The 22,838-nt window shown below is 39.3% G+C and carries 15 protein-coding genes and 1 pseudogene; 5 read left to right on the forward strand and 11 right to left on the reverse strand.

Going from position 1 to position 22,838, the window contains the following annotated elements:
* Positions 1-167 precede the first annotated feature (167 nt).
* Both HWQ39_RS03445 and HWQ39_RS03450 read right to left on the reverse strand, forming a co-directional pair.
* A complete protein-coding gene (locus tag HWQ39_RS03445) occupies positions 168-2,207 on the reverse strand; it encodes a P-loop NTPase fold protein (RefSeq protein WP_292841619.1) in 2,040 nt (679 codons plus the stop codon).
* A 681-nt stretch (positions 2,208-2,888) separates the two neighbouring features.
* Positions 2,889-3,578 carry a hypothetical protein gene (locus HWQ39_RS03450; RefSeq protein WP_292841622.1) on the reverse strand — a complete coding sequence of 230 codons (690 nt, stop codon included), beginning with the start codon at positions 3,576-3,578 and terminating at the stop codon, positions 2,889-2,891.
* A 48-nt stretch (positions 3,579-3,626) separates the two neighbouring features.
* Here HWQ39_RS03450 and HWQ39_RS03455 point away from each other — a divergent pair, with 48 nt between their 5' ends.
* Positions 3,627-3,773, forward strand: a complete 147-nt coding sequence (locus HWQ39_RS03455) for a hypothetical protein (RefSeq protein ID WP_190241088.1) — start codon at positions 3,627-3,629, stop codon at positions 3,771-3,773.
* Positions 3,774-3,881: 108 nt separating this feature from the next.
* Here the strand turns inward: HWQ39_RS03455 and HWQ39_RS03460 are convergent, their stop codons facing one another.
* Together HWQ39_RS03460 and HWQ39_RS03465 are read right to left on the reverse strand one after the other, a co-directional pair.
* The gene (locus HWQ39_RS03460) at positions 3,882-5,021 is read right to left on the reverse strand and encodes a tyrosine-type recombinase/integrase (protein ID WP_292841625.1); all 1,140 of its coding nucleotides are present in this window, start codon (positions 5,019-5,021) and stop codon (positions 3,882-3,884) included.
* 322 nt (positions 5,022-5,343) lie between these two features.
* A complete protein-coding gene (locus HWQ39_RS03465; RefSeq protein WP_193917723.1) occupies positions 5,344-5,796 on the reverse strand; it encodes a helix-turn-helix domain-containing protein in 453 nt (150 codons plus the stop codon).
* A gap of 522 nt (positions 5,797-6,318) precedes the next feature.
* On the opposite strand from HWQ39_RS03465, the gene HWQ39_RS03470 reads away from it, so the two are divergent.
* Both HWQ39_RS03470 and HWQ39_RS03475 read left to right on the forward strand, forming a co-directional pair.
* Positions 6,319-7,503, forward strand: a complete 1,185-nt coding sequence (locus HWQ39_RS03470) for a hypothetical protein (RefSeq protein ID WP_292841630.1) — start codon at positions 6,319-6,321, stop codon at positions 7,501-7,503.
* Positions 7,504-8,064: 561 nt separating this feature from the next.
* On the forward strand, positions 8,065-10,287 hold the full coding sequence (locus tag HWQ39_RS03475; protein WP_292841632.1) for a hypothetical protein: 2,223 nt from the start codon (positions 8,065-8,067) through the stop codon (positions 10,285-10,287).
* 43 nt (positions 10,288-10,330) lie between these two features.
* Here the strand turns inward: HWQ39_RS03475 and HWQ39_RS03480 are convergent.
* Positions 10,331-10,896 (reverse strand): annotated as a pseudogene (locus tag HWQ39_RS03480) (MFS transporter); the annotation flags it as partial.
* Between the two features lie 298 nt (positions 10,897-11,194).
* Here HWQ39_RS03480 and HWQ39_RS03485 point away from each other — a divergent pair.
* Both HWQ39_RS03485 and HWQ39_RS03490 read left to right on the forward strand, forming a co-directional pair.
* Positions 11,195-14,704 carry a hypothetical protein gene (locus HWQ39_RS03485; RefSeq protein ID WP_292841636.1) on the forward strand — a complete coding sequence of 1,170 codons (3,510 nt, stop codon included), beginning with the start codon at positions 11,195-11,197 and terminating at the stop codon, positions 14,702-14,704.
* A gap of 295 nt (positions 14,705-14,999) precedes the next feature.
* On the forward strand, positions 15,000-18,866 hold the full coding sequence (locus HWQ39_RS03490) for an ATP-binding protein (protein ID WP_292841639.1): 3,867 nt from the start codon (positions 15,000-15,002) through the stop codon (positions 18,864-18,866).
* An 84-nt stretch (positions 18,867-18,950) separates the two neighbouring features.
* On the opposite strand, the gene HWQ39_RS03495 is transcribed toward HWQ39_RS03490, so the two are convergent.
* The 6 genes from HWQ39_RS03495 to HWQ39_RS03520 form a co-directional block, all read right to left on the reverse strand.
* Positions 18,951-19,637 (reverse strand): hypothetical protein, encoded by a 687-nt coding sequence (locus tag HWQ39_RS03495; protein ID WP_292841641.1) that lies wholly within the window; start codon positions 19,635-19,637, stop codon positions 18,951-18,953.
* Positions 19,638-19,639: 2 nt separating this feature from the next.
* Positions 19,640-20,107: a hypothetical protein gene (locus HWQ39_RS03500; RefSeq protein WP_292841644.1), complete on the reverse strand. Its 468-nt coding sequence runs from the start codon at positions 20,105-20,107 to the stop codon at positions 19,640-19,642.
* Between the two features lie 3 nt (positions 20,108-20,110).
* Positions 20,111-21,121, reverse strand: a complete 1,011-nt coding sequence (locus HWQ39_RS03505) for a site-specific integrase (protein ID WP_292841647.1) — start codon at positions 21,119-21,121, stop codon at positions 20,111-20,113.
* Positions 21,122-21,181: 60 nt separating this feature from the next.
* Complete coding sequence (locus HWQ39_RS03510) at positions 21,182-21,499, reverse strand: hypothetical protein (protein ID WP_292841650.1); 318 nt, start codon at positions 21,497-21,499, stop codon at positions 21,182-21,184.
* A 143-nt stretch (positions 21,500-21,642) separates the two neighbouring features.
* The gene (locus HWQ39_RS03515) at positions 21,643-21,978 is read right to left on the reverse strand and encodes a XisI protein (protein ID WP_193919712.1); all 336 of its coding nucleotides are present in this window, start codon (positions 21,976-21,978) and stop codon (positions 21,643-21,645) included.
* Positions 21,966-22,379 carry an element excision factor XisH family protein gene (locus HWQ39_RS03520; RefSeq protein ID WP_193919711.1) on the reverse strand — a complete coding sequence of 138 codons (414 nt, stop codon included), beginning with the start codon at positions 22,377-22,379 and terminating at the stop codon, positions 21,966-21,968. The genes HWQ39_RS03515 and HWQ39_RS03520 overlap by 13 nt, the downstream gene beginning before the upstream one ends.
* Positions 22,380-22,838 lie beyond the last annotated feature (459 nt).

A 22,838-nucleotide genomic window follows, 5' to 3' on the forward strand; every position in this document is an offset into this window, starting at 1 on the left:
ACTTCCTTCTACAGGAGGCACTGATGGTAATTCAACCGGAGAATTCGGCGATTCCAGTGTTAACTCCTCACTACCTGGCTCAGGGAAAGCCCATGATGGTAGTAGCGGAGTCCTATCTTTTGGCCCTTCGTAGGACTTTGAAGTTCCCACTCTGCGTTCTTACCTGATTACAAATCTTTTAAACGTTTTATCGCATTCGTTGCAGCAGCTTTCAATTGCGATGAAGTTGCACTAGTTGACCACTTTGTTAAAAGTTCTAAACTTGAATTAATTTCTCCATTTTCTTTCGCTAAATTTACGATTTTGAGACAAATCGTAATTGGCAAAATACTATCGGGAATTCCATTAAGAAGAGCGATAAACTGGCTGAATAATTCAGGACGAGCGGCTACTAAATCGTTAAGTCGATTCAACGCAGACTTTTCATCTCCTAAGTCTTCTTCTTCCCTAACCCTTTCACTAATAGCTTGAAATACAGCAGAAGCATCCCCTGGACTCATTTCTTTTGCCTTTTTCAAGGCAATATTTCGTGCTGCTTCGCTCTCTTGAAAAAGCTCTTTAAGCATTTCTTGCGCTTGGGGAGTCATGCGTTGTAACGCACCACCAAGCGATCCTTGAAGTATATCGCGGGAGAAAAAGAAGTAGGGTCTAAGATCCTCATCTGCCAACAGGGGATTACTTTTAAGCCAATCGGTAAACCAACTATCTGATAGCCACGTTGAAATTGATGATGTTGATGCCTCAGAAGAAAGAGGAGATGGATTAGGTTTAGCACTAGAGGATTTTTTGATATCATCACTTGTAGCTTTACCTTTAGATGCTATTTTGCTCTTATCGCTAGTTTCTGTTTCATCTTTATCATCGCCAGTTTGTCCATTAGAAGTAGTGGTATTTGTAGAATTTTTCGGTGCATTGTTCTGTTCAGCTATCGCAAGTTCTTTTGGCTGACCTTGTTGTGCTGCTTGAAGTTCAGCCAAACGTTTGAAAAATTCTGGTTTAAAATACTCTAAAAGCATCAGCTTCGCCAACACACGCTGCTTCATCTCAACTTTTTTAGCCTTTGCCATTTCCAAACGCATCATCAGTGTGTTGAGAAATCGCTTACACTGCCTTGGATTACCGTTTAAACCAACCGCTAAAACCGGAGCAATACGTTGAGCTATGTTCAAATCTTCCGCTAGTTCTGGAGGAATTTCATCATTTAGAATGCTCTTAGCAATACCATAATTAAAACGAACATCGAGAAAAGAACCTGCACTAGAACTAGTAATATACTCTTGAGCTTTCTTAAAAGCGTCTGAAGTCGGACTGGTTGTTTTTGCGAAAAAAAGGAGATTTATATATGTCTCCAATTCAGATCGGCCAAGTGAAGGAACACGAACAGCAAATTGAACGAGCTTCTCAAGGTAATCTCGGCCAACTTCTGCTCGCTCGCCTGGTAACTCAGGAAAACGTCGCCGGACAGCATATTTCACTAAACGCTCATCAGCACCTAAGATGAAAGCTGTGTGGGGTACAAACAAGAAGAGCTTAATTGCCTCCAGTGTTTCAATGATCGTATCGGGCATACAGCGATCAAGATCATCAATGATCACCACAAGAGTTTTAAGTTTTGTTTCTTTCAGCAGTTTTTCAAAGTCTTTTCGGAATTCACGAATACCACGTCGCAAATTTTGACTAGCGTCTTCTTTAATAAATTTATCTAATTCTGCATCTTCTAATTTAACTTCTTTAACTTTGTCACCTAGCTCACTTGTGAGTGTTGCGATATCACTGGCACCACTCAGACTCAACGCAGGTAATCCTCCAACTGCATAAGCTAATGTTGCTTTCAAACCCATTTTGCCAGTTCTGGTGAGAACCTCCATTACATTAATACGTTTAAGTAACTTAACAATCAGATGTTTTGCCGCAGGAACAAGTGTCCTCTTACTGGCAATTTCATCAAGGATCGTCCCCATCAGCGCAGTTTTGGCATCCTCGTAGCCCTCAAAAAGCCAGCCATTGAATGAGAGCACTAACACATCCTCATCAGTCTCTAATACAGCCTCAGTTCTTTTCAGAAGGCTGGACTTTCCGCTTCCCCAGTCTCCGTATACTCCGATTGTCGCAGGCAACAGAGATTCATTACGTATAATTGATGTAATAACGCTTACAAGATGATCAAACCCTAGTAAATCAACTTCAGACTCATTATCAGACCACATTACTGTTCTTTACTCTAAAAACTTAATAATTGAAGAATTCCTACTACAGTAACATTTATAACGAAATTCCAAGAATTTACCAAGTATGTATTAGATACATTTGAATTTTTGAGGGTTTGAAGGCATCAAGCTCAAATATAGATTTGAATCAATGATTTTAAAAGTTTATAAGTTATTTACTAGTGATAATTGATGCAAGAAAGCAAGAAAACTAAGAAAAACTTTGATTGCCAAGCTAAAATACTTTATTAATAAGGGTTTGGGATAGGTGCGACCTCGCAGATGTGTTTGGTCGTGGCTAAAAAGGACTTCCGCCTAGATTGTAATGCCTATGGGCATTAAAAAGTGCAGCACACAGATGGTTACAGCTAGTCCGAGCAAAGGGAAAATTAGAAAGTTTACAAGCTCGTATATTGGAAATTCCCAAATATATAGTGTCAAGGTAATGATCTAGGTAAAATAGCTCAAACACTGTGCTGGCAGAAGTTTTGCTTTACCTAGAAAGCGATCGCCTAACTATCTCCTAAGTACAAAAGAATATTTATTACGCTTTCAATAATATTAATATTTAAAGCTGCTATTTTTTTGAGCAGGAAAATTATAGCACTTGTGAGAGAAATTAAACTGGTGTTATGCCAAAAATCAACAAGTGTGTAGGCGTATTTAAAATTAATAAAAATACTAACTTACCGAATGATATGAACCCGTATTTTCGTTAAATTCCCATCCCATACCCGATTTATCCTTCCCCTTGCACCATGCCACAAAAAGCGGTGGGTGCAGCTTATTTCGCTGCTCGCGTATAGTTTCTACACTTACACCAAGTCTTGAAGCTAAACCTTCTTCGGTTAATGGTTGCATTCGGGGAGTATGCACTTTGAAGGATGAATTGTTGTTGTACGATTTATTGCCCCGCCTCGGTTGGTTGTTGAGATGATTTTGAATTTTAATAATCGCCTCGGTAAACTGTGTCATTCGGGCTGTTATCCCCTCAATTTTTTCTGATAAATCGGCGAGATTATGGATTGCTCCGGTTTCGTTGCTAGATTCACTTGAAAACTGTGACTCGAGCTTATCAAGTCGTGAGCAAATAGCTAATATCGTTTCATTCGTAAGACTGGGGTGACTATTGTTACCAGCAACCAAGTACTCCTCAACACTTGCCTTAATCTTAGAGTCGAGGCGTTTATCTAAATCATTGCCACCAATTGCATCAAGGTTATCTATATCATCTAGGTAGAGTTCGATAAATTGGGTCAGCGTGGCTGTTGCCGTCGTCCCTTTCGACTTACAACGGGCGATAAACTGCTCCCACATCTTTTGGTCGCAGTTAAAAGATGCCAGTTTCTTGTTTTTCCCTGTTTGGCTCATGTCTAGGTAATGTCTAGGTAAATCTGGACTGGACACGACTGAGTGAGCGTGTCATCCCGAAAAGATAACTACCTTGACACTATCATTTTCGAGCGCATGAGTGCGCCCGCCGGAGACGATGGTCTCCGACCGACCGGAGGTCATCGCCTCTACCAAAAAGCAGTCAGATTACTACTGTCTGCAACAGTTAGTTAGCCACTGTTGGAGTTGTTCAGGAGTCGTTGGCGCACGCACAATTTGAGCAAAGCCTGTTATCGCTTTTGTAGCCAAATCAGGGGGTGACTTCCTGGCTAACGCATCCATTTAGTCAATCATATCTGCCAACAAATTTGTCATTTCTGACTGACCTTGTTTGCGGTTATCGTCATACTGGATTAATACATCCAGCTTGACATGACGGCTGACTTTTTGCGTCTTTCGCACATCCCCTTGGGTTGCTTCCAAAAGAGTTGTAATCCCACTGTGGCGGATGCGGTGGGGTGACATTAACTTTTTTACACCAGCTGCATCAAAATAATTGACAACAATTTTACGGATGCCGTCCCCAGTGAGGCGATGCCCTTTGCTGCGGTTATCAAGGGCGATAAATAAAGGTGAGGAGGCGGTAATATTACCCCGAACTTGCAACCAATCACAGATAGCATTAACTGTTGCTACTGACAGTTTTACCCATTCATCATTCGTACCTTGCCCTTTTCCCAAAATCCGCAATCTGCTTTCGTGTGGGTCGAAGTCTTTTATATTTAATTGACTCACCTCATTGCGTCGCAGTAAATTTTCCCACAACAGCCGCAATAGCGCATAATCTCTTTGGCCGTGAACAGTTGAGCGCTCAATTAGCTGGATTACACTGTTGATGCTTTGAGCATCCACCCCGGTAGTATCTCGATACGCTTTTACCTTTTCCAACTCTACATCTTCTAGCGTGTAGCTGCACACACCTAACTTGCGGGCAAACTTCACCAACGATTTAATGCTGCTGAGGCGACGGTTGACCGTTGCTTCCTTCAACCCAATAGCCAGTAGCTTGGCCTTATATTTCAGCACCACCGCCACCGCCCGTTTCTCGGTCAGGTGCAGAAATTCCAACACGCTGTCAACATTTGGCTCAATACCAGTCATCGCCACAAAAAATTTCCGCAAATCTTTCTGGTATTCGCGCCGGGTGCTGGGTGCGCGAATATTGGCGAGCATCAAAGCAATGACATCCTGTTCATCCTCTGTTGCGGCAAAATACCGCTCAATTGGGGCTTTGAGAGATTTTTTTAATGACTCTACCGCCGAGTCAAATCCGGTATCATCGTTTGCTTTTGGGGATGCCCGTCTGGGAGAATATGGAGTATCAGACATAGCATTGGGCGCGAAAAGGGTAATTTTCGATATCAAACCTATTCTCTCTCGATTTGCCCGACTACACTCACTTTGGCGCGATAAATCTTCCATTAAACCAACACAATCTGAATGTTGCTAAATATACTCCTATGGTATTAGTGCTATTCGCTTGTTACCCAACGCTTGACTGTACTACGTTATGTATTTTGACTGAATTTTTATAGATGCAAAAATTAAACCATCCCAGTGGTTGGAATGGTTTAAGGTAATTATCAATTTTCCTTACTGGTCCTTTTGCTTATAGGAGGCAACCAATTGTTGTTGGCGACAATTCAGGCATTCCTTTTAACTTGATAGTTTCGGCGACTTGGTTGTTATTTTGGCGTAATGAAAAGATAGGATTGCCCGTTAGCTTGATTTGAGCTTGATGCTATTAGGGTTGCGCTTCCAAGATCCGACCTATACTTCTTGGCGATAGTGCTGGCAACCCCCTGCGAGTAGCTTCTTCAGCAACTTGCATATGGTAATGGTGCTTTGAACGACTGGGTTTTCGGTTCTTGCTCCATTCGCTGATTTCGACAATTTTGCTCGCCTCTGCGCTCTTGCACTTCTTAGGTCTGCCTGCGTTCACACCTAATACATTATTTATCTTTGCGATCGCATCTTCCAAGGTTTCCGATGTTATGGTACAAGATGTCCACTTTTTCTTCCAGTTTGTTACTGTTTGCTTCGCTATACCAAGTTTTTTTACTATATTTTTATGATTTTCCCCACGATTAAGTTCTAGCAAGATGTTTGCTCTCTTGATCATTTCATCGCTGCCGGTGGCTGCTATATCCTCTAATACTTGCTTTTCAATAGGATTCAATACTTGAATATGAGGCATTTCAGTATTTACCCCGCTTAGACCTACAATTTTGCCAAATCGAATGAAGCCTGATATACTTTTTTTGTAGAGTTCATTTTTCCTAAAGATTCACTCAAAGCCCTGCTGCAAACAGGGCTTTGAGGAAAAAACAACCCCACCTGTTACTAAAACAGGACGGAACTTTGTTTTGTCAATTTAGTTATCTAGAGCCATCATATCATGAATTTACCCAGTTTTACAAATCTATCTTTAGATAGATGCTTTTTTTTAAATGCCAGTACTTTAAATCTCTCTTCAGTCGTATTGGTTTTCAATGGGTTGGGAATAATAGTTTACTGCGCGAGAAAATTCTCTTCGAGAGTTTTTCTGGTAGTTAATCCTTTGCCATTTACAAGATTTAATTATTTTTTCAACTTGTCACTTTTTCCAAGGGATGAAAGTGCTATAAGTCTTGCTGGTTAAGATTTTTCTGCTTTCTGCTTAGGTTTTTCAAGATGGAACCTATCTTTTGAGTGACAATTTGTGACCCGGAGTATAAATATGTCTGAGGTGAAGAATCCGGCAATTGTATATATTTCACCTGCGGAGTTGGTTGTTCATCCGAAGCTGATAGAAATATATGGTGAGAATGAGGAACGTCCGGCTTTAGAAAAAAGTATCTCTGAAAAAGGGATTCTTGAATCTTTAAAGGTATCTGCACGTACTGGTGTAAATATCGTCTTGGCAGGTAAGTGTCGCTTGCAGATAGCTCGCCAGTTAGGAATTTCCACTGTGAAAGTGGAATTTGTCGAGTCTGGTTCGCCTGAAGAAGATTTGAAACTAGTGCTTGACTTTAATCTCCACCGGGAAGGTGGGAAGACTCATTACCAGAAATTTCACGAGGGGCAGTACTGGGAGAGCGTACTTCGTCCCCAAGCGAAAGAAAGACAGCGCCAAAGCGCTCGTCGTTTGAATCAATCGAATGATTCAAATTTGAATCATTCGGTAACTGAGAGTAAGTCTCAATTAGAGAAGGGCAAGCGAGTGATTCAGGAGGTCTCGGAGAATCTAAATATAAGTGTTGGTAGTTATCACAAGGGTAAGAAAGTTTTTGAATTAATTTCTCAATTACGAGAACTGGAAAAATTTAAGGCAGTTGTTGCACTGGAGATGGAATTTAACCGGAGTATTGATGCAGCATACAAGTTTGTTTGCAATCAAGATATCTGTTACCAGGTAATAGACCTTCTGGAGGCAGATGAGATAGGTAGTATAGGCGATGGTATTGCTTGGATGCTGAATGGCGAGCGCAATCCGTTTCGGCGTTTCCAGCTTGACCAAGTATATCAATTCAAAAAGAGACTGCGGCCCGAGTTGGAAATTGTGGGACGGGTTATTGGTATAACTAATGAGTTTGTTGTGTTTGGATTGAGGAATTTAGGGAATATGAGCCTAGAAATTGTGAATCTACGTCCGCGACAAATTGATGCAGAATTGCAGGATGAACCATCTGCATCACAGAGGAAGAGAATACTTAACTTAATGCAAAAGTTTAGTGATGTTTTCCCAGTTCAGGTGTCTTTGACAGAGTTGTTAAAACTACCAAATTTAACTGATAAAGAAGAGGTTTTATTGCGGATGTATGAGTCTGACGTATTTGAAAAAACTTGGGAAGATTATAAGACCCAAATGAAAGCAATGGAAGTTTCTACAAATAGAAAAAAGGATAAGATTTGTGCTGCATAGGTAGCTGTAAGCAGTTAATCTAGCAGAGAATTTGTCCCACAATTTAACATTACTTACTAGATTAGCATCTCAATACTGATTACAGTACGAGTTCACTTTTTTGGGTGCTGAACTCGTATCAAGATATTTGACTGTTTTTTGTTTTTAAACTCGATGGTGGAGTATGAGTAATTTCATCTTCACCAGTTGTACTAACAAGAGCCAATGTGTGGTGACACTTGTGGGTGTTACTAGCTTTGCATTGTTATCCCAAAACTCTTTTGTCGATTTAGTGACAACTTCGCTCTAACTGCCTCATTTAAATAATTACCAAAAAAAAGTTGGGTAGTCGCATTGTTGTTGGTGAAGCGTGTTGGACTAAATCTTAGCCTAAGCCTACGTATGTCTAAGCCTAAACAAGTATAAACCTTTGTTTGCTTTCAACCATGAGACGATTACCAGTCGCCTCCAACAAGCGGATAACCAACCGCTTAATTCAAAATAAAATTTCAAATTTAGGCTAACACATTTTGACCAACAGCAAGACTACCTGATGCACAAAAATCATCAGGACAGTCACTCATGTACCAAGAAAATTTCTCTTCAGATGTCGAGAACAAGTCCCAATTAAGCCTTTCACAGCCTTCAAAAAAGAAAATCAAACCCCACCTGCCCGCAGAATCCGTTGGCAAACGCTACGTAGAGCGCTTTTGGCATCCATTTGGGGCGATAGTTGCCCCTTCTTTAGTAGAAGGTGTAAAACCAGCATGGCGCACTATCGATTATTACCTCCAACCCTCCCAACTGTGGAACCTGCACCAAGACAAGTCGAAACTAGTAGGTCTGCGCTTTAACGACACAACTCGTTACGCCACAATCGATTTAGACCTAGAAGGCGACTACCATAACATTGAATCCATAAATCGCATCAAAGCGGTGCTAGAGGACATCGGCATAGTCGATATCATCATCCTCCAGTCCAGCTTTAGTGGTGGCTATCACCTGCTCCTAACCTTTGCTTCCCCCCTGCCCACCTTTGCCCTAGCCTGTGCCCTAGAGATTACCTTGAGAAATGCAGGCTTTATCCTCCGCCAAGGACACCTAGAAATCTTCCCCAACACCAAACCATATAGTGCCAAACAAATAACCAACTACAAAGCCATCCGTTGCCCCATGCAACCGGGTAGCGGGTCATTTTTACTTGACGATGACCTACAACCAATTAGTGACTCAGTTTCTATCTTCCTGGATCATTGCGATCGCGCGGCAAGTCGGCAAGATTTAACCAAACTCAAACGGGTAGCGAACAAAGCCAAAAAACAAATTTCACAGGAGAGATATCGGAAGCAAGAGTCTACTGACGTTGCACAGTGGCGTACCAACTGGGAAGAAATCATCACCACAGGCTGGACAGGAAAAGGACAAACAAACACCCTCCTACAAATATTTGTAGGCTACGGAATCGTCTTTTTAGACTTAGAGAGTGATAAATTAGTCGAATTTTGCCTTACTACCGCAATTAACGCCCCCGGCTACAGCCAATATTGCCGACACCAACACGAAATCGAAGCCAGGGTGAGGCATTGGGTAGAATCGACAAGTTGTAACAAATGGTATAGCCCTTACCAGAGTTATCCCGAAAGGTTGTTGGGTACATTCGCCAACACATTTGCAGAAGCCATAGCAGGCATTAGCAGCATTGATAAACCCAAAGACAATGTAATCCCATTTGACCGTCGTAAGCAACAGAACTGGGAACGCAGCCAACAAGCCCAAAAACGCATCCAGATAGTAGTAAGGGCAATAGAGTGGGATAGTGGGTTGCCAGTAGGGGCTACTGAACGGGGGAAAGTGATACGTGCTGAATACAAGCGCCGCTTTCACAAAACTATCTCACAAGAGACACTACAAAAGCACTTGCATTTGTGGCATCCCACACGCTACATCTTAGACCTGTGGGCAGAAAATAGCTCAAAGCCTTATCAATCAAGCAATGACGGGCAATTTAATAGTTTTGAAAACTCATTTGCCAAGCAGACTGCTCAAAATCCTTACGAAAAGGAAAATGACGGTCATTTTTACTATATGAAGGTTTTTTGTAAATGCTTATCTTCTGCTGCCGATGCCCCTACAGGGCAGTTGGCAGCAGCAATCTTTGAAGAAGTTGCTGAGTCTCAAGGAGAATTATTTGTACTACAGGTACAAGATGAATCTGAGAAAATTAAGAATTCCGAAGAATTGAATTTATTGCAACCAGAGGATCTGTCTTTAACTTCAGGTGTCAATAATTTTGATAATTCATTAGTTTCTTCAAATATTATAGAATTAGCTGAAAATCTTAATGAAAGTACTTCAGATAAGAATTTCAAATACCTTTCTAACCCCAGCGCGGCTGAAAATTACAATAACAAAAACTTATTAATCAATTCTGTTACTATTCCGCTTACTGCGCCTACACCTGCAATTGTGCCGCCTGAAACGTCACAAAAAGCCGAAGTTAGCGAACAAAGTACACCTTCAAGCGATTCAGCAGCAACTCTCGCTTTGTCAGAACTGAAGAATCTGACTAAGTTGCGACTCCAAGCAGCATCTTACGCCAAACGTGTAGCTAGAGAGTACTGCCTGATTGCACGATGCTTAATTGGGGGCAAGGAACGGGAAAGACTGGAGCAGAGTGCCAAAATGCAATTTTATCTCGATTCAGGTAACAAAACTCTAATTGCAGAAGCCAATGAGTGGGCAGCTGCCAATCCTGGGTGTCTACCGTTTTCGTTGGAGTTGGCGTTTCAAGAAGGTGAGACGTGATGGCTGAATTTCACAGGTGAGAGTGATTTGGATGCCTATACGGTGGCAAACTTCTATTGAACGTACCAACCGCAACTGCACACAGGGTTGCACCAATCCCAAAAGCTGCCATCACCCAGCCGTACTGCACTTCTCCCAATTTGAGTGTACCTTGAACATAGCCAACAGTATTTACTAATATCTGCGCTCCGGCAATTGATGCGACTAACTGCATCAATTGCGCGTAACGAATAGGTGCATCTGTAAGCAGGCGAGTTGTACCGTCTTTAATGTCTCCCCATGTTCGGCGTGTTGTCCTGGAAGGCTGTTGATTTTGTGCAACGACGAGCTGACCTGGTAGGGTGAAGATTAAGACTGCCGCGATAGCTACGCTCGCCGCAGGTATCGCAAAGCTGAGAGCATCCAAAAAGAAAACTTGTCTCGCACCAATGAAGGCGGCGACACTTCCAGCGATACCAGGGCCAAGTACACCAAGTAATTGATAAGTAGCAGCCGAAAGAGCGATCGCACCTGCAAGGGTAGACAGCAATACAAAAGCAGTGACACGCAGAGTCAAAGCTACTGAAAGCACAACCGCAGCATTTTTCCAGCTAACTCAAAGGACAGAAGCTCAAAAACTGCTTTTGGTACCGTCGCTGCGCGGATTCTTGTCGGCAAATGGCAATGGCAACTGCATAAGTCATTGCAGGATCTGGCTGCCGTGTAGATATTATTGTCACAAAGTGGCTTGAAAATGCCGCAGTCAGCTGGTTCCATGCAATGGCTATATACTTTCCCTGAAAAGGGTCTATTTTTGTGAATATAAAATGATTTTTTCGGAACATTAGTTGTATTATATTGAGCCAATCATCGGAAGGTAAGCAATACATAAGCCGGTTTCACTTAACTAAGAAAGGGGCAACACAGAGTGGAAAATCAGAATCAGTTAAGAGAAGAAAGAAATCAACTACCGCGACCAGATTATAGAGATTTGCTTTCAAAAATAGATGAGGAATTGAATGGAGAGTCAGGAGGAAAAATATTTTCTTTGAAAAAAGACTCTAATAACGGGAGATTAAGGTTAATCATTGATATTCATGCCTTTGCTTACCAGATAGCTAAAGCTAAAGATATAAGATTACCGTTGTCAAAAGACGAAAAAACATATCGAGCGTCAATAAATATGATCGATGCTTGTCGTGAAGTATTTAAAGATAAAACTAAAGAAATAAAAGCGACTTTATCCAAACTTTTAATAGATGAAATTAGGAATAGCACAGGTTTAAATTCCAATGCACAAATCGCAGACAATATCATTGAGGAATTAATTGATTCAATGCTTACGCCCTTGGCAAAAAAAGCTAAAGACTCTTCCTTATTTACCTGGGATTTCCCTCAATCGCCTGGATTAAGTAGCCAAGAACTAGCCTTGGAGTCTGAGTTTGATAATCCTGCGATTATAAACCACAAAGTCACCATAGAAATAAATAGTGCAACTAGATTCCGCGAACTTGTATTAACGGCACTAGAAAACTATGTTCGTCTGAAGATGAATGATGAGTCAGATATATCTGATTATGTAATTGGCAATGTAAGAACTAATCTGGAGTCTATCAAGATTCATGGCTCTCAGGAATTATCATTACTTGAAAAATTAATTAATCAAGAAACAATCGGAAGATTAAAAAGAGAAGCGGAGATAAATTTTTTAGAATTTTGGGCAAAAGTTATTAGTGAAGAATGTAACGATTTAAGTAAAAACAGAGAAGTCATATATGAGGATGGTACAGGAGAAAATTCACGTAAAATATCATCCCATGAGGCATCATTTTATTTGAGAGACTACAGTAGACGCATTAGATTATTAGAAAAATTCATCAATGACCCGAATAAAGCTGATAGTTATTACGATGTAGTATATCAGGGTGTGACTGTAAATATTAAAGAATTATTTTCTCGTAGGGATGCTTTTTCGGAATTGCCTATCATTGGGCAAATTAATGGTTGTATTGGGCAGACAGATGACCCACGTTTAGGTATAACGTCAATAACTTTTGGATTAAAATTTAAATTCAATGGGCGCGTCAATAATCCAGTTAAATACGGTACTTCATTCGCTTACGGACTTGACATAATTAACCCAAATTCAAAATTAAATAATCAACAAATTGATGATAACCCCCCGCAAAAAACAGATTGGCAGGTTGAAAAAATAATTAAATATTTTATTCTTTATTATTTTGCATTTGCGTGTCCTAATCCCTCGGAAGTAAATTCTTGTTATCAAGATGTTCTCCAATTTGATGTAGTTAAAGATTTCACAGACAAAGTATTGCCTATTTTCAGTAACCCAGATAATCAGAGTGATGCAAATAAGCAAAACTTGTTAGTGCAGTTTGTTAGTGATATTAATCAATATTTAGTTTCACACAACCTAAAAGCAATAGTAAAAATTATCCAAAAATATTTAAAATATCCAAAATTTTTATTATCAGATGAGAAACAAATAAGTATTGGGATATCAAAGAAATTACTGGTTTCTGAACTGACAGAAATAAGTAGTACAGATAGATTTTTTGCAGAAGAACTTTCTTCAGGTAATTTGAAACAATGTCTCAAGCATATCTTTATTTCCCTACAGGGGGTAACAAAAGAAGCAATTATCCAGCTACCCGTAAAGCTGAAATTTGAGACAGATAATTTCTATCGAGCAGCAAAAAAATGTGAGTTTGATATGGCTTATCAAACTGACGATATACAAATGCTCACTGTCTTCCATAAGTTTATACAATCTAATAATGCACAACAATTTGAACGCGATAAGAAAAATATAAAACAGCTAGCACAATTATTAGGTAAAAAACCTGACTTTCTGAAGAAAGTTAATACACTTAACAATGCTGACGAAGCTAGTGATTTACTCAGCAGTGTTGTATTTGATGGCTCAATTATAGAGTTTCAAATAGGGGAAGTTCCTTTAGAAAAAGCTACGGTTGAAGGGCGTTTCAAATACGAGCTTACATTAAAGACCCTTGGATTTATAATCCTAGAACTTCTCACTAGTAGGGTGAAAAAAAACAAAAATTTATTTGTAGGGCAGTGGATACTGCATGAAACACCGGAAGAAGAAACAACACAACAGGAAGCACTAATTCATCAAACGGTTGAAGAATGGAATCACTTATTAACTGACTTTATGTTCATCAGTTCTCAAGGGATAGTGTTACCGAAAATCGACCGTTTTAGAATTGCTAATGCCAAGAAATCACTGTACTCTGTATTACCTCAAAAATACCATAGCAAAAATAACGATAAACGGATACTAAAAAAATTATTAATAGTAATGGTGTCTAGTAACAAGTGTGATGCTCGTTCGTCACGTTTGGAAGATAATTATATTGCGAATTTGACAGGTGAAATAGTAGCGGTGGAGGACACCGAAACTGGTATAAAGATAAATCGAGTTAAAACTTTAGCAGGCAATTACTGGTTAGATGAATTGCATCGCACTCCGTGGGCGCTTCGAGATGTAATTAATGAGATGTACGATAAGGGTTTTAAGGATGTTTTATACATCGCTAAAACTCCCTTTTCTGAACAATTGCGGGTGACAGACCAACAAAATGAATTATTTTTTATGTCACCGGATATAATAAAGTTCCTCAAAGATATTGCAGATGATATAATCATATATCCTGCTTTATATGACAGTTACAGTGCCTTGTGCATCGACGATCAAACTCAAGAAGAAACCTTATATATTCAGGATGTACGACAACTAAGTAACTTATTTAATGACCCCAATCGCTCCCAGGTAATATTTTTTAATTTGCTTACAGTAAAGACCATAGAGAAAGATAGGACTTTTTATAACACTGCAACGACTTATTCAACACTTTTGAATGCTCATCCAGGTGATGCACTCGACATGACGAAGGTTATGAATGGTCTAATTAAGGAAGGTCAATTAAAAAATGATATTACGTTTTATTTGACACTATTGCATTATTCAAGATATGAAAAGAAACAAGGCAAGTCGGAGAAATTGTTACCTAAGCTTGACCCGCTTAATGATATTATCGGCGATAATGCAATCGGCAGATCATCGGCAAGAGGTAAGCATTGCATTCCTGGGGTGCAAATGAATTATCTCGCGTGGTTGACAGAAGTTAACAATGCCTTAAGTGACTCAAGAGATGTAAAAGATGTGATTAATGATTCTGCCAATTCATCTCAAATTCTACTTGCCTTCCTTGAAGAGATTGAAGATTTTTTGGATAAATACCAAATAAAAGACCCATCGATAGAACTCCCTAGAGATTATAATAACTTCTTAGTGAGGCACTATAACCACCCAATTTTACGAGAACGAATTTACTTGATACTAGAAAATAAGCGTTGGGAGATTGAAAACGGTAATGTTCAAGTTCAATTTTAATTGAATTATAAGACATTTTAGGCTCTTCAGTACTTAGTATGCTAAATTAATCTGCTAAAAAACTAAAACCATTGCTGCACAACAAAAGCAGGCATTATTTTTAACATTTTAGGCTATTCTTGGGACTTAAGCGTTCTAAACTTGATTTTAAAGTCTAGTTTTGATGTTTAACTAATAATTTGGCATAACAGGTACTGAAGAACCACATTTTATTTTTATTTATATCAATTACACCTTGATGAACTCAGCAAATTATTGTTGAAAAGCTGAATAGAATTCTTATAATAAATTAAAAATGAAAATAAGAGAAGCTCAGGGACATCTTTTCGAGTTAGCATTCAACGCAGGAATATTGACAGCCATTCATCAATCAGGGATGAAATATGCCCACATGGATTTATTCATTGATGACCTGAAACGTATCAATCATCGAGGAGTAGTCAATAAACTTGTTGAGATGAAACTGTTAGAAGGATTTATTGATGCGGAGAGTCAAAGAATATGGGCAGCATGGGGTAAATTTTTACTTTTACGAGGTCATCTCGGTGGTTTAGGTTTATGGAAGGAATTGATGGACTCTTTGGAGTTTTCGTCCGCTTCTAATAGAAACTGGGAACTACTGTATATGCAATGCTGCCTCTCAGATGAAGCCAGTATGAGAACGCTAGAAAAACATCAACATGACCGATACTCTCAGATTCTTTCGCAGTTTGATATTACCGCAGATAAGGTTACACCTTATATAAATAAGTATGCCGACACAGGAGAATTTTTAAAAGCGGATACATTGATGCTGATGTCGAAAGACGGAGAAAAAAACAAGGAATATTACATTATTTGTGTTGATTTGTCCGCCTTTACTGTGGAGAATAATCAGGATAATGAATTGAATTATCAGAAAGATAATGATGAGTCAAGACATGAACAAGAACAGTTTGAGTTGTGGAATTTATCAAGCGCTTCGTCTATTCTTGGATATTTAAAAGCAGAACTGCGTTATTTAATGTCCAAAAGTGTTTATCATCAATTAAAAATTGACACCCAAAAAGGGACTAATCAGCAATTAATAGGGCAATATATTCAGGATTATCTTACAGCTTTTTCTTATTACGACAAAGATTTTGTTAAGTTGGTACAGGCAGCATCATACTCAGCAAGTTTCGTCAAATTTCTTGATTCAGAAAATAGAATACCCAAGGATGCGACCGTACAAGTGACAACGATAGGTTACACTACACGAGGAATTAGCACCTTAAATGTTAGCCGGGAGGACTTTCACATTCTTGACCTTTGCGCCGAGGCATATAAATCGATGAAGGGACGGCAAAAGTCGGATAGAGAAAATTCCATCAATACTTATGAAAATGCGCTGTTTAAGATGCTTAATTTAATTAAAAAAAATGCTGTATATTGTCTTTCACGTTCGCTTGAACAAGTAGGAATTTCGGTAAAAGAAGAATTAATAGAAAAATCTCAGCCAGATAAACTTTCTCATGAACAAAAAGTCCACAAATTTGTGGACTCATTATGTGATACTAATGTTACAGAAGATAAAACTGTGTGTTTCAGTGAAACACTTACAAATTTTAATAATCCCTCAGATTTTTTAGATACTTCAATCAGTGAAAAATACCATCTAACTGAGCAAATTTCTTTAATAAATGCCCATGCAAAAATAATTCAGGAACATCTGTTAGGTAATTATCGTAATCTATTTCTAACCGGGAATCCGGGTATTGGTAAAACAACAGCGGTGGTGAATTTTATCCGCGATCATGCTGACGAGGGTTTCCTGTTTTTCTACATTAGTCCGCGTCTCTCTGTAAACGAAGACACGATTAATAAATTTATAGATACAAAAACAGGTAATTTGTTTGCTGATGACCTGTATTGTATTTCCACGAGTCACGCTCTGATTGCTACCAATAATAACCAGCCTACAGTGAGATATTATTCTAATGGCAATAACCAAACTTTTGAAAGCTTAGGGGTAACTTTTCATGGTGCAGAATATGATAAAAAACGGAATACCAACCGAAAGAATTTAATAAATCGTCAGTCCCGCTCTTCACTCGGCTACAACAACAAATCCGGAACCGGAGTTATTAGAAGTTTATGTGACGCAGGTCATATTCTCATCAAACAGCAAAAAAATAAAATTGTCATTACCTGCTCAACTCAATCCCTCCGCAAATTGAATAGTGGAGGTGACTCATTAGATAATTTCGAGAGACTATTTCGTTCAGTTACAAATAATGGTGATGTAATTCCGGAGTTAATGAGTGAATTATCTTCACGCCTGAAGCATATCATTGTCATGATTGACGAAGTAACAGGTGACAATGCTGGAGTTGAGTGGTTTCACTCTATGAAGAAATGGTTAGGAAAAAAACTTGAGTTATTTGACCCTTCATACGGTTTCAATACAAAGTTGATTATTGCCGATGCTTCTCTTACAGGTCTTGATGTTGTTAAACCACATCTCGGTACAAAGGAAGCGGAACCAGATAAAATCTATTGTTCTTTTGTTGATAAAAAGCAAGAACCATTAGAAGTTAGTTATCTGTCTTTTGGCGGTTATTCTGCACCGCCAGGCAATGTTGATTCTGCTGTTATTAATGTTAACTCATATCCAGCTAAACAAATTGAACTAACTTACCAAGTGTTTTTTGAAGTGAACAAAATCAACGATGATGGTTCCATTAAATTTACACCTGGTCAATCAGCACGAGATGAGTCTTTAATAAACGAAATAATCCACTATGTTAATCACCCAGAATTAGGACAATTAATTGTTTATATCCAGGATAAACAACGTCTAAGACAATTAATTTCCCTAGTCAAAAAGAGACTTTTTGGCTTCGATAAAAATGAGATTTATCTAGAGATACATTCCCAAGTAGCTGATCTGGAAATGCTGCTCAAACGCAAGAATAAGGTACGGGTAGTGTTTATGACATCATCTGCGGCTCGCGGTATTTCTTTTCCCCTTGCTAAACACATAATTGTTGAACTACCAAGATTTCAGATAGAAAATAACCTGATGGAGATAATTCAGGTAATTTATCGAGGTAGAGGTGAGTTTGGTGAGGGACAAAATAATGACCGCGCTCATAAGAAAATAACAGTTTACATTATTGAAAAAGTTTTTACAAATGCACCTAATAATCAACAAAGTAAAAGTACCCGCGCCGCGAATTTAATAGGTTCTCTACTCGTCTTACGGGCGGCGATAATGACGCGAATTTTGGGTGCTGGGAATTTAGGTGGACACAACGTAGCCATGATTCCCGTCGGTGGTAAAGCGATATATTCAAGCGGTGAGACTTTCAGCACTCGGATTAAATCTTTGATGCAGTTACTACGAAGTCACCAGCGGCTACATCCAGATGACCAGGATATTAAACTTGTTTGTGAAAATCTGTTTACTTTATTTAAGTCATCCGAGTTTCTAATTCAATCTCCTCGCATATCCAATTCTTCTGTTGTCCAGCAACCAGCTAGAAAAAAAATTAGCTTGCTGTCCTTGTTGGAGCTAGGAGTGGATTTTTTCTTTGACCAGTGTTCCTGTATGGCTGAATTGTTAGAAATAGAAATTAGTCCGCAGGTTTACATGGACGGTTCATTATTGATTATCCCAATGAATAATCATACTGTAACATCACGTTATAGTATAGATCCTTATTCTCAAATTCGCTCTTATATAACAACAAACTTTAGGAATGCACTAAAAAATATCAGTCAAGGTGATTATTCAGAAAATATCAAAAATGAAATTTTGTTTGCCATTGATTTTATAGAACACCTGCTCCAAAATGAGGGTAACACTCAGCAAATAAGCGATTCCAGTAATTTTAGCGATCAGTACTTAGCTATTCCCCTACATTTTTTGTTAAAGGATGAAATTCTTCAATCCTCATTCATAGGAGATGCAAATTCTCCTATGAGTTCTGATTTTCGTATTTTACTAGAGCGTTATATTAAAGCTTTATACCCTGCTAATGATTTTCTTCCTATTGGTAATGGCTACCCTGATTTTCCTTGGGTAATTTTTAAAAGTTACGATTTGGCACAAATTCGTCGGAGTTTGTTTAAAGCAAATTACTTTCTTAACTCTCGCTCTCTAAATATTATCAATTTAATTTTGTCAGCAAATAATTGAATTGTTCATACAAAAATTTCTACTACTTAATAGCCAAAAATTAATTTATAGACTATTTTTATCCACTTTATCCTAGCTATAACCCTATTTTATAACAAGTTTATCAGCGTTTGTAATTACCCAAATATCCTGGCTGCTATAAAAATCTCCACGTTGCTCTAATGTAAAATTACCCAGCAACAGTCCCAGCCAAACCTCTACCAAAGGCATTTTTAATCCACCTTGGAGTTGAGTTAAAGAAATCTCACCTTTAATATGTGCAAGGTAGTTAGCGATCGCACTAAGCCATTTTTCCACATGTTCATCACCCGCCAGCTTGTGGACATCTTCTAAACTCGTCACCTCATCGAGCATTACCAAAACATTCGCTTTTTCAACAGGTGCTGCTACAGAATCACCCTCCTGGTTAGGATATGAAAATTGGTGTGGGCCGTGTGGTTTAAAGGTTTGTAGTGTTTCCGGTTCAATCAAATCATCTAAATCTAGATGCATTGTTGTCCGCACTAGACCAGCAAAGAGATCGGCGCTAACAACTGGCCCCAAAAGACTATTGCGATCGTGGGTATCTTGCAACAGCACTTCGGCACGAGACTTAAGAATATCCGCAATTTGATTGAAAGCAATACCTGCGGTTGATAATTGTGTTTCAACAGGTAAATCATGAAGTTCTGTATCCAAGCACTCCCATACAGCATCAAGGGAAGAAGTTGGTGGAGATTCGGACAACTCATCAAGCACATCCCAGATTGTTAATTGGCGGTATGTGGTCATCTCTACGATTCTGGATGCAAGGGGCAAGGCCGCACTGGGCAGTAGCTTGAGGTAATCTCAAACATATCCTTATATTGATATAGTGAAACACTGTATTGTTTAGCAAAAGCCTGCAACACCTGATCTGTATAGGCGCGTATTTTACCAGCCGTTAGCCCAAAACAGTGAATTGGTTCCAGGCGACAAACAGGTTTTTGCCCAAGCCAGAGTTCTGCACCCAAGGCGTGTAATGGTTTATCCCCCGGTTCTTTATACAAATACAGCACTGCAAAATATGTTGTTGGTGGTTCGACTGTTACTGAATCAATTTCTGCTGAATTCTTCTGGGAGCGGTGGCGATAGAATGAGCGGCGATTGTGGCAGACTTTGGGATTCCAACACCCGTCCCCTGCTGTTCCATGTAAAACCTTGGCTTGGGCAGTTGGTAGTTTGGAACATAACTGACACTTGGGATCGAGTGGCTTGGGCATACTTTACTCCACTTCCTCTCCGATTGCACGATAGTAAGCAGCGACCGCCGCTTCTTGTTCGCTGCGAAGCGTATAGCGCCGAAACGCTTTCTCGCTTTGATGTCCTGTTAGTTTTCGTGCATGGCTGGGGTCAACTCCCAATAGCAATAAGTCAGTGGCATAGGTGTGGCGAAAGGAGTGAGGGTGCAAATCCTCAATGTGAGCTATTTCACCGATTTTTTCCACAGCGAAGTAAATGCCGTGATAACTCAAGCGTTCACCTTTGTATGAAGCATGGTGTGAAATCATCAGTGGGCTAAGGCTGTTTAACACCTCACTCCTTTGTTGGCGCGATCGCAAATACTCTGCTAAAACTTCCCGGCTCTCTTTTCGCAGTGGAACTAAGCGTGGTTCATTGGTTTTGGTGTCTGGTAAAAATAGCAGCTTGCCATCAAATGAGCCAACATTTAGCTGTACAACTTCCCCAGCCCGTAGTCCATGACTGAGAATGTGGACGAGTGCTGTATCTCGTTGCTTTGTTTCTCCCAATAACTCCAACGCTGACCAAACCTGTTCCATTTCTTCAGGGGTTAAACTCTGGGCTGGTGGTAGTGGCACTTTTTCCAGTTTTATCCCCAGTGTGGGATTAGTAGCAATAATTTCAGGATATGTGTAAGACATCCATTTGAAAAAGCTTTTGAGTGCCGCAATTCCCGCATTAATGCTGCTTTTTGAAAGCGGTTTACCTGCATCAGTCCGTATTTCATCACGGAGATATTCTTTATATAGCGCAAGATGACGTGGACGCAGTTCATGATAGTGCAGCTCACTCCAAGCCAAAAATCGCTTCAGTTCTCGTTCGTAAAGCTTGCGGCTGTTTGGTGCGAGATTGTTGCTGCGTAAAAATTCCAGAACTTTTACCCACCGAATATCGGTTGGTGGTCTTCTAGTTTCTCCTGGCTGTGTGAAATGTAGAGCTTCACGATCAAGGGGAATGAGTTTGATCTCAGGTAGAGAATCTGCGCTGTAGTTCATCCAGTTTTGTGTAAATTATTAGTTATTAAGTATTAAATATAACCCTGTATTTATTTGAGACTACTTATCTGGTGGTGAGGTAGTCATGACTTCTACGACGGTACGATCGTGACCGGTTAGTGCCTGCTCCCATGTAGAATAACGCTGCATTCTCCCGTGATGAGGCCCGCCTAAAACCATCGTTTCAAAAAGCAACGGGGGATCTCCAAAAGTGAGATCGAATCCTGAAAAACTAGTTGATACTTTGGCATCCCCAACTATAGTTTCGGCAACTAGATGTTGTCCTGAATCTTGTACTGAGTGTAAATAATCTCGCCACTCTGACAATGAATTAACAGCAACAGGGGTATGTCCTACGAGTTTGTAATAATAACGCATGATTAACAACTTGTGGCTATCACAACAAAATTTTACCCGAATTTATACAAAATAAAGTAGTCCTTTTACTACCTCATAGCTCTCTATTAACTAATACATCCTCAATCGGAATGGTGGCAAAGATTCTGCGTTTTGTATCATGTTTATTCCACAGCAAATCCCGATAATTGACGCATTTTAGGAGTATGAAAACCGATGACAATATCTTGTTTAGGTACACCCATTTCTATCAATTCTAAAGCAATATCTACTTCCGTTGTATTTTGTTGAATCCAAATTTTATTATTTTTGATATCTAGGTGCATTATTGGGCCATAGATCCGTTTTTGATTGTTCCATCCAATGCTAATAATTTGATAATGGTCATACTCTACGTCAAAAATCTGTTCGACCTCTACATCTCCATAACTAGGCTTGTACTCGATATACTTAGTTAATAATTGCCTAACTTTTGTGCGGTATTCATTTAACTTATCCATTGCTCTATTTCCTCAGTCTCAAGGTTATAAATAATTAATTTCAATTTGTTTTCGTTGACTACAGTTTGAATAAAAGGCAAATTAAAAAAATCATTATAAGTTACCAATGGTACAGCTAAATATAAATTTCTCGAAGGTTCTTCTGCACGTAATGCAGTCCGATAATTAATAAACTGTCCTAGTGCCATGTGAAATTCTGAAATCTTCGATGCACTAACAAAATTTTTGATTTCAACTGCTATTTTTTCTCCAGATTTTTCCGCAGCAACTAGGAGTTCTGCACCTAAATCAATCTGAACATCAACTCCACCACACCGAATATTTAGCGGGTCATCTGTAACTAACCAACCATCTTTTTCTAGTGCAGACCTCACAATATTGTGGAATAAATCACGAGCCATAGTTTCACAGCAAAGCCACACTAATCTTAATACTGCTCAACATCCTTAGTGGTGTCATTCGCCAGTAAAACATTTAAACATAGATTTCAACTTAGTACTGACTATCGACTCCAGTACATAATGTAAGCATATAAAAAAGTTGAACAATTAGGAGAGTGATGCTAAGAGAATGTGGGCGCGATGGGCTACCCCCGCCGGAGGGAGGCGATCGCTCTAGTAAATAACGTAGCATGGGCGCGGTGTACAGGCTCTTTGGAGCGATTTATGGACGGATGCCTGGAGCGGGGTAAAGCACCTAACAGAAATTGTTGGATTTTATTATTTATTGTTGAACTTTTTTATTCCTCTACACATAAATCTTTTAAATCTAGACTTTGCTCACATTATGCTTTAGATTACATTGTTGTCACTGTAAGGATAAGATGAGCAACTTTGAAAGCATAAGTTGAGCAACAGATT

This window comes from Nostoc sp. NMS8 (assembly GCF_017115045.1).
Taxonomy (GTDB): domain Bacteria; phylum Cyanobacteriota; class Cyanobacteriia; order Cyanobacteriales; family Nostocaceae; genus Nostoc.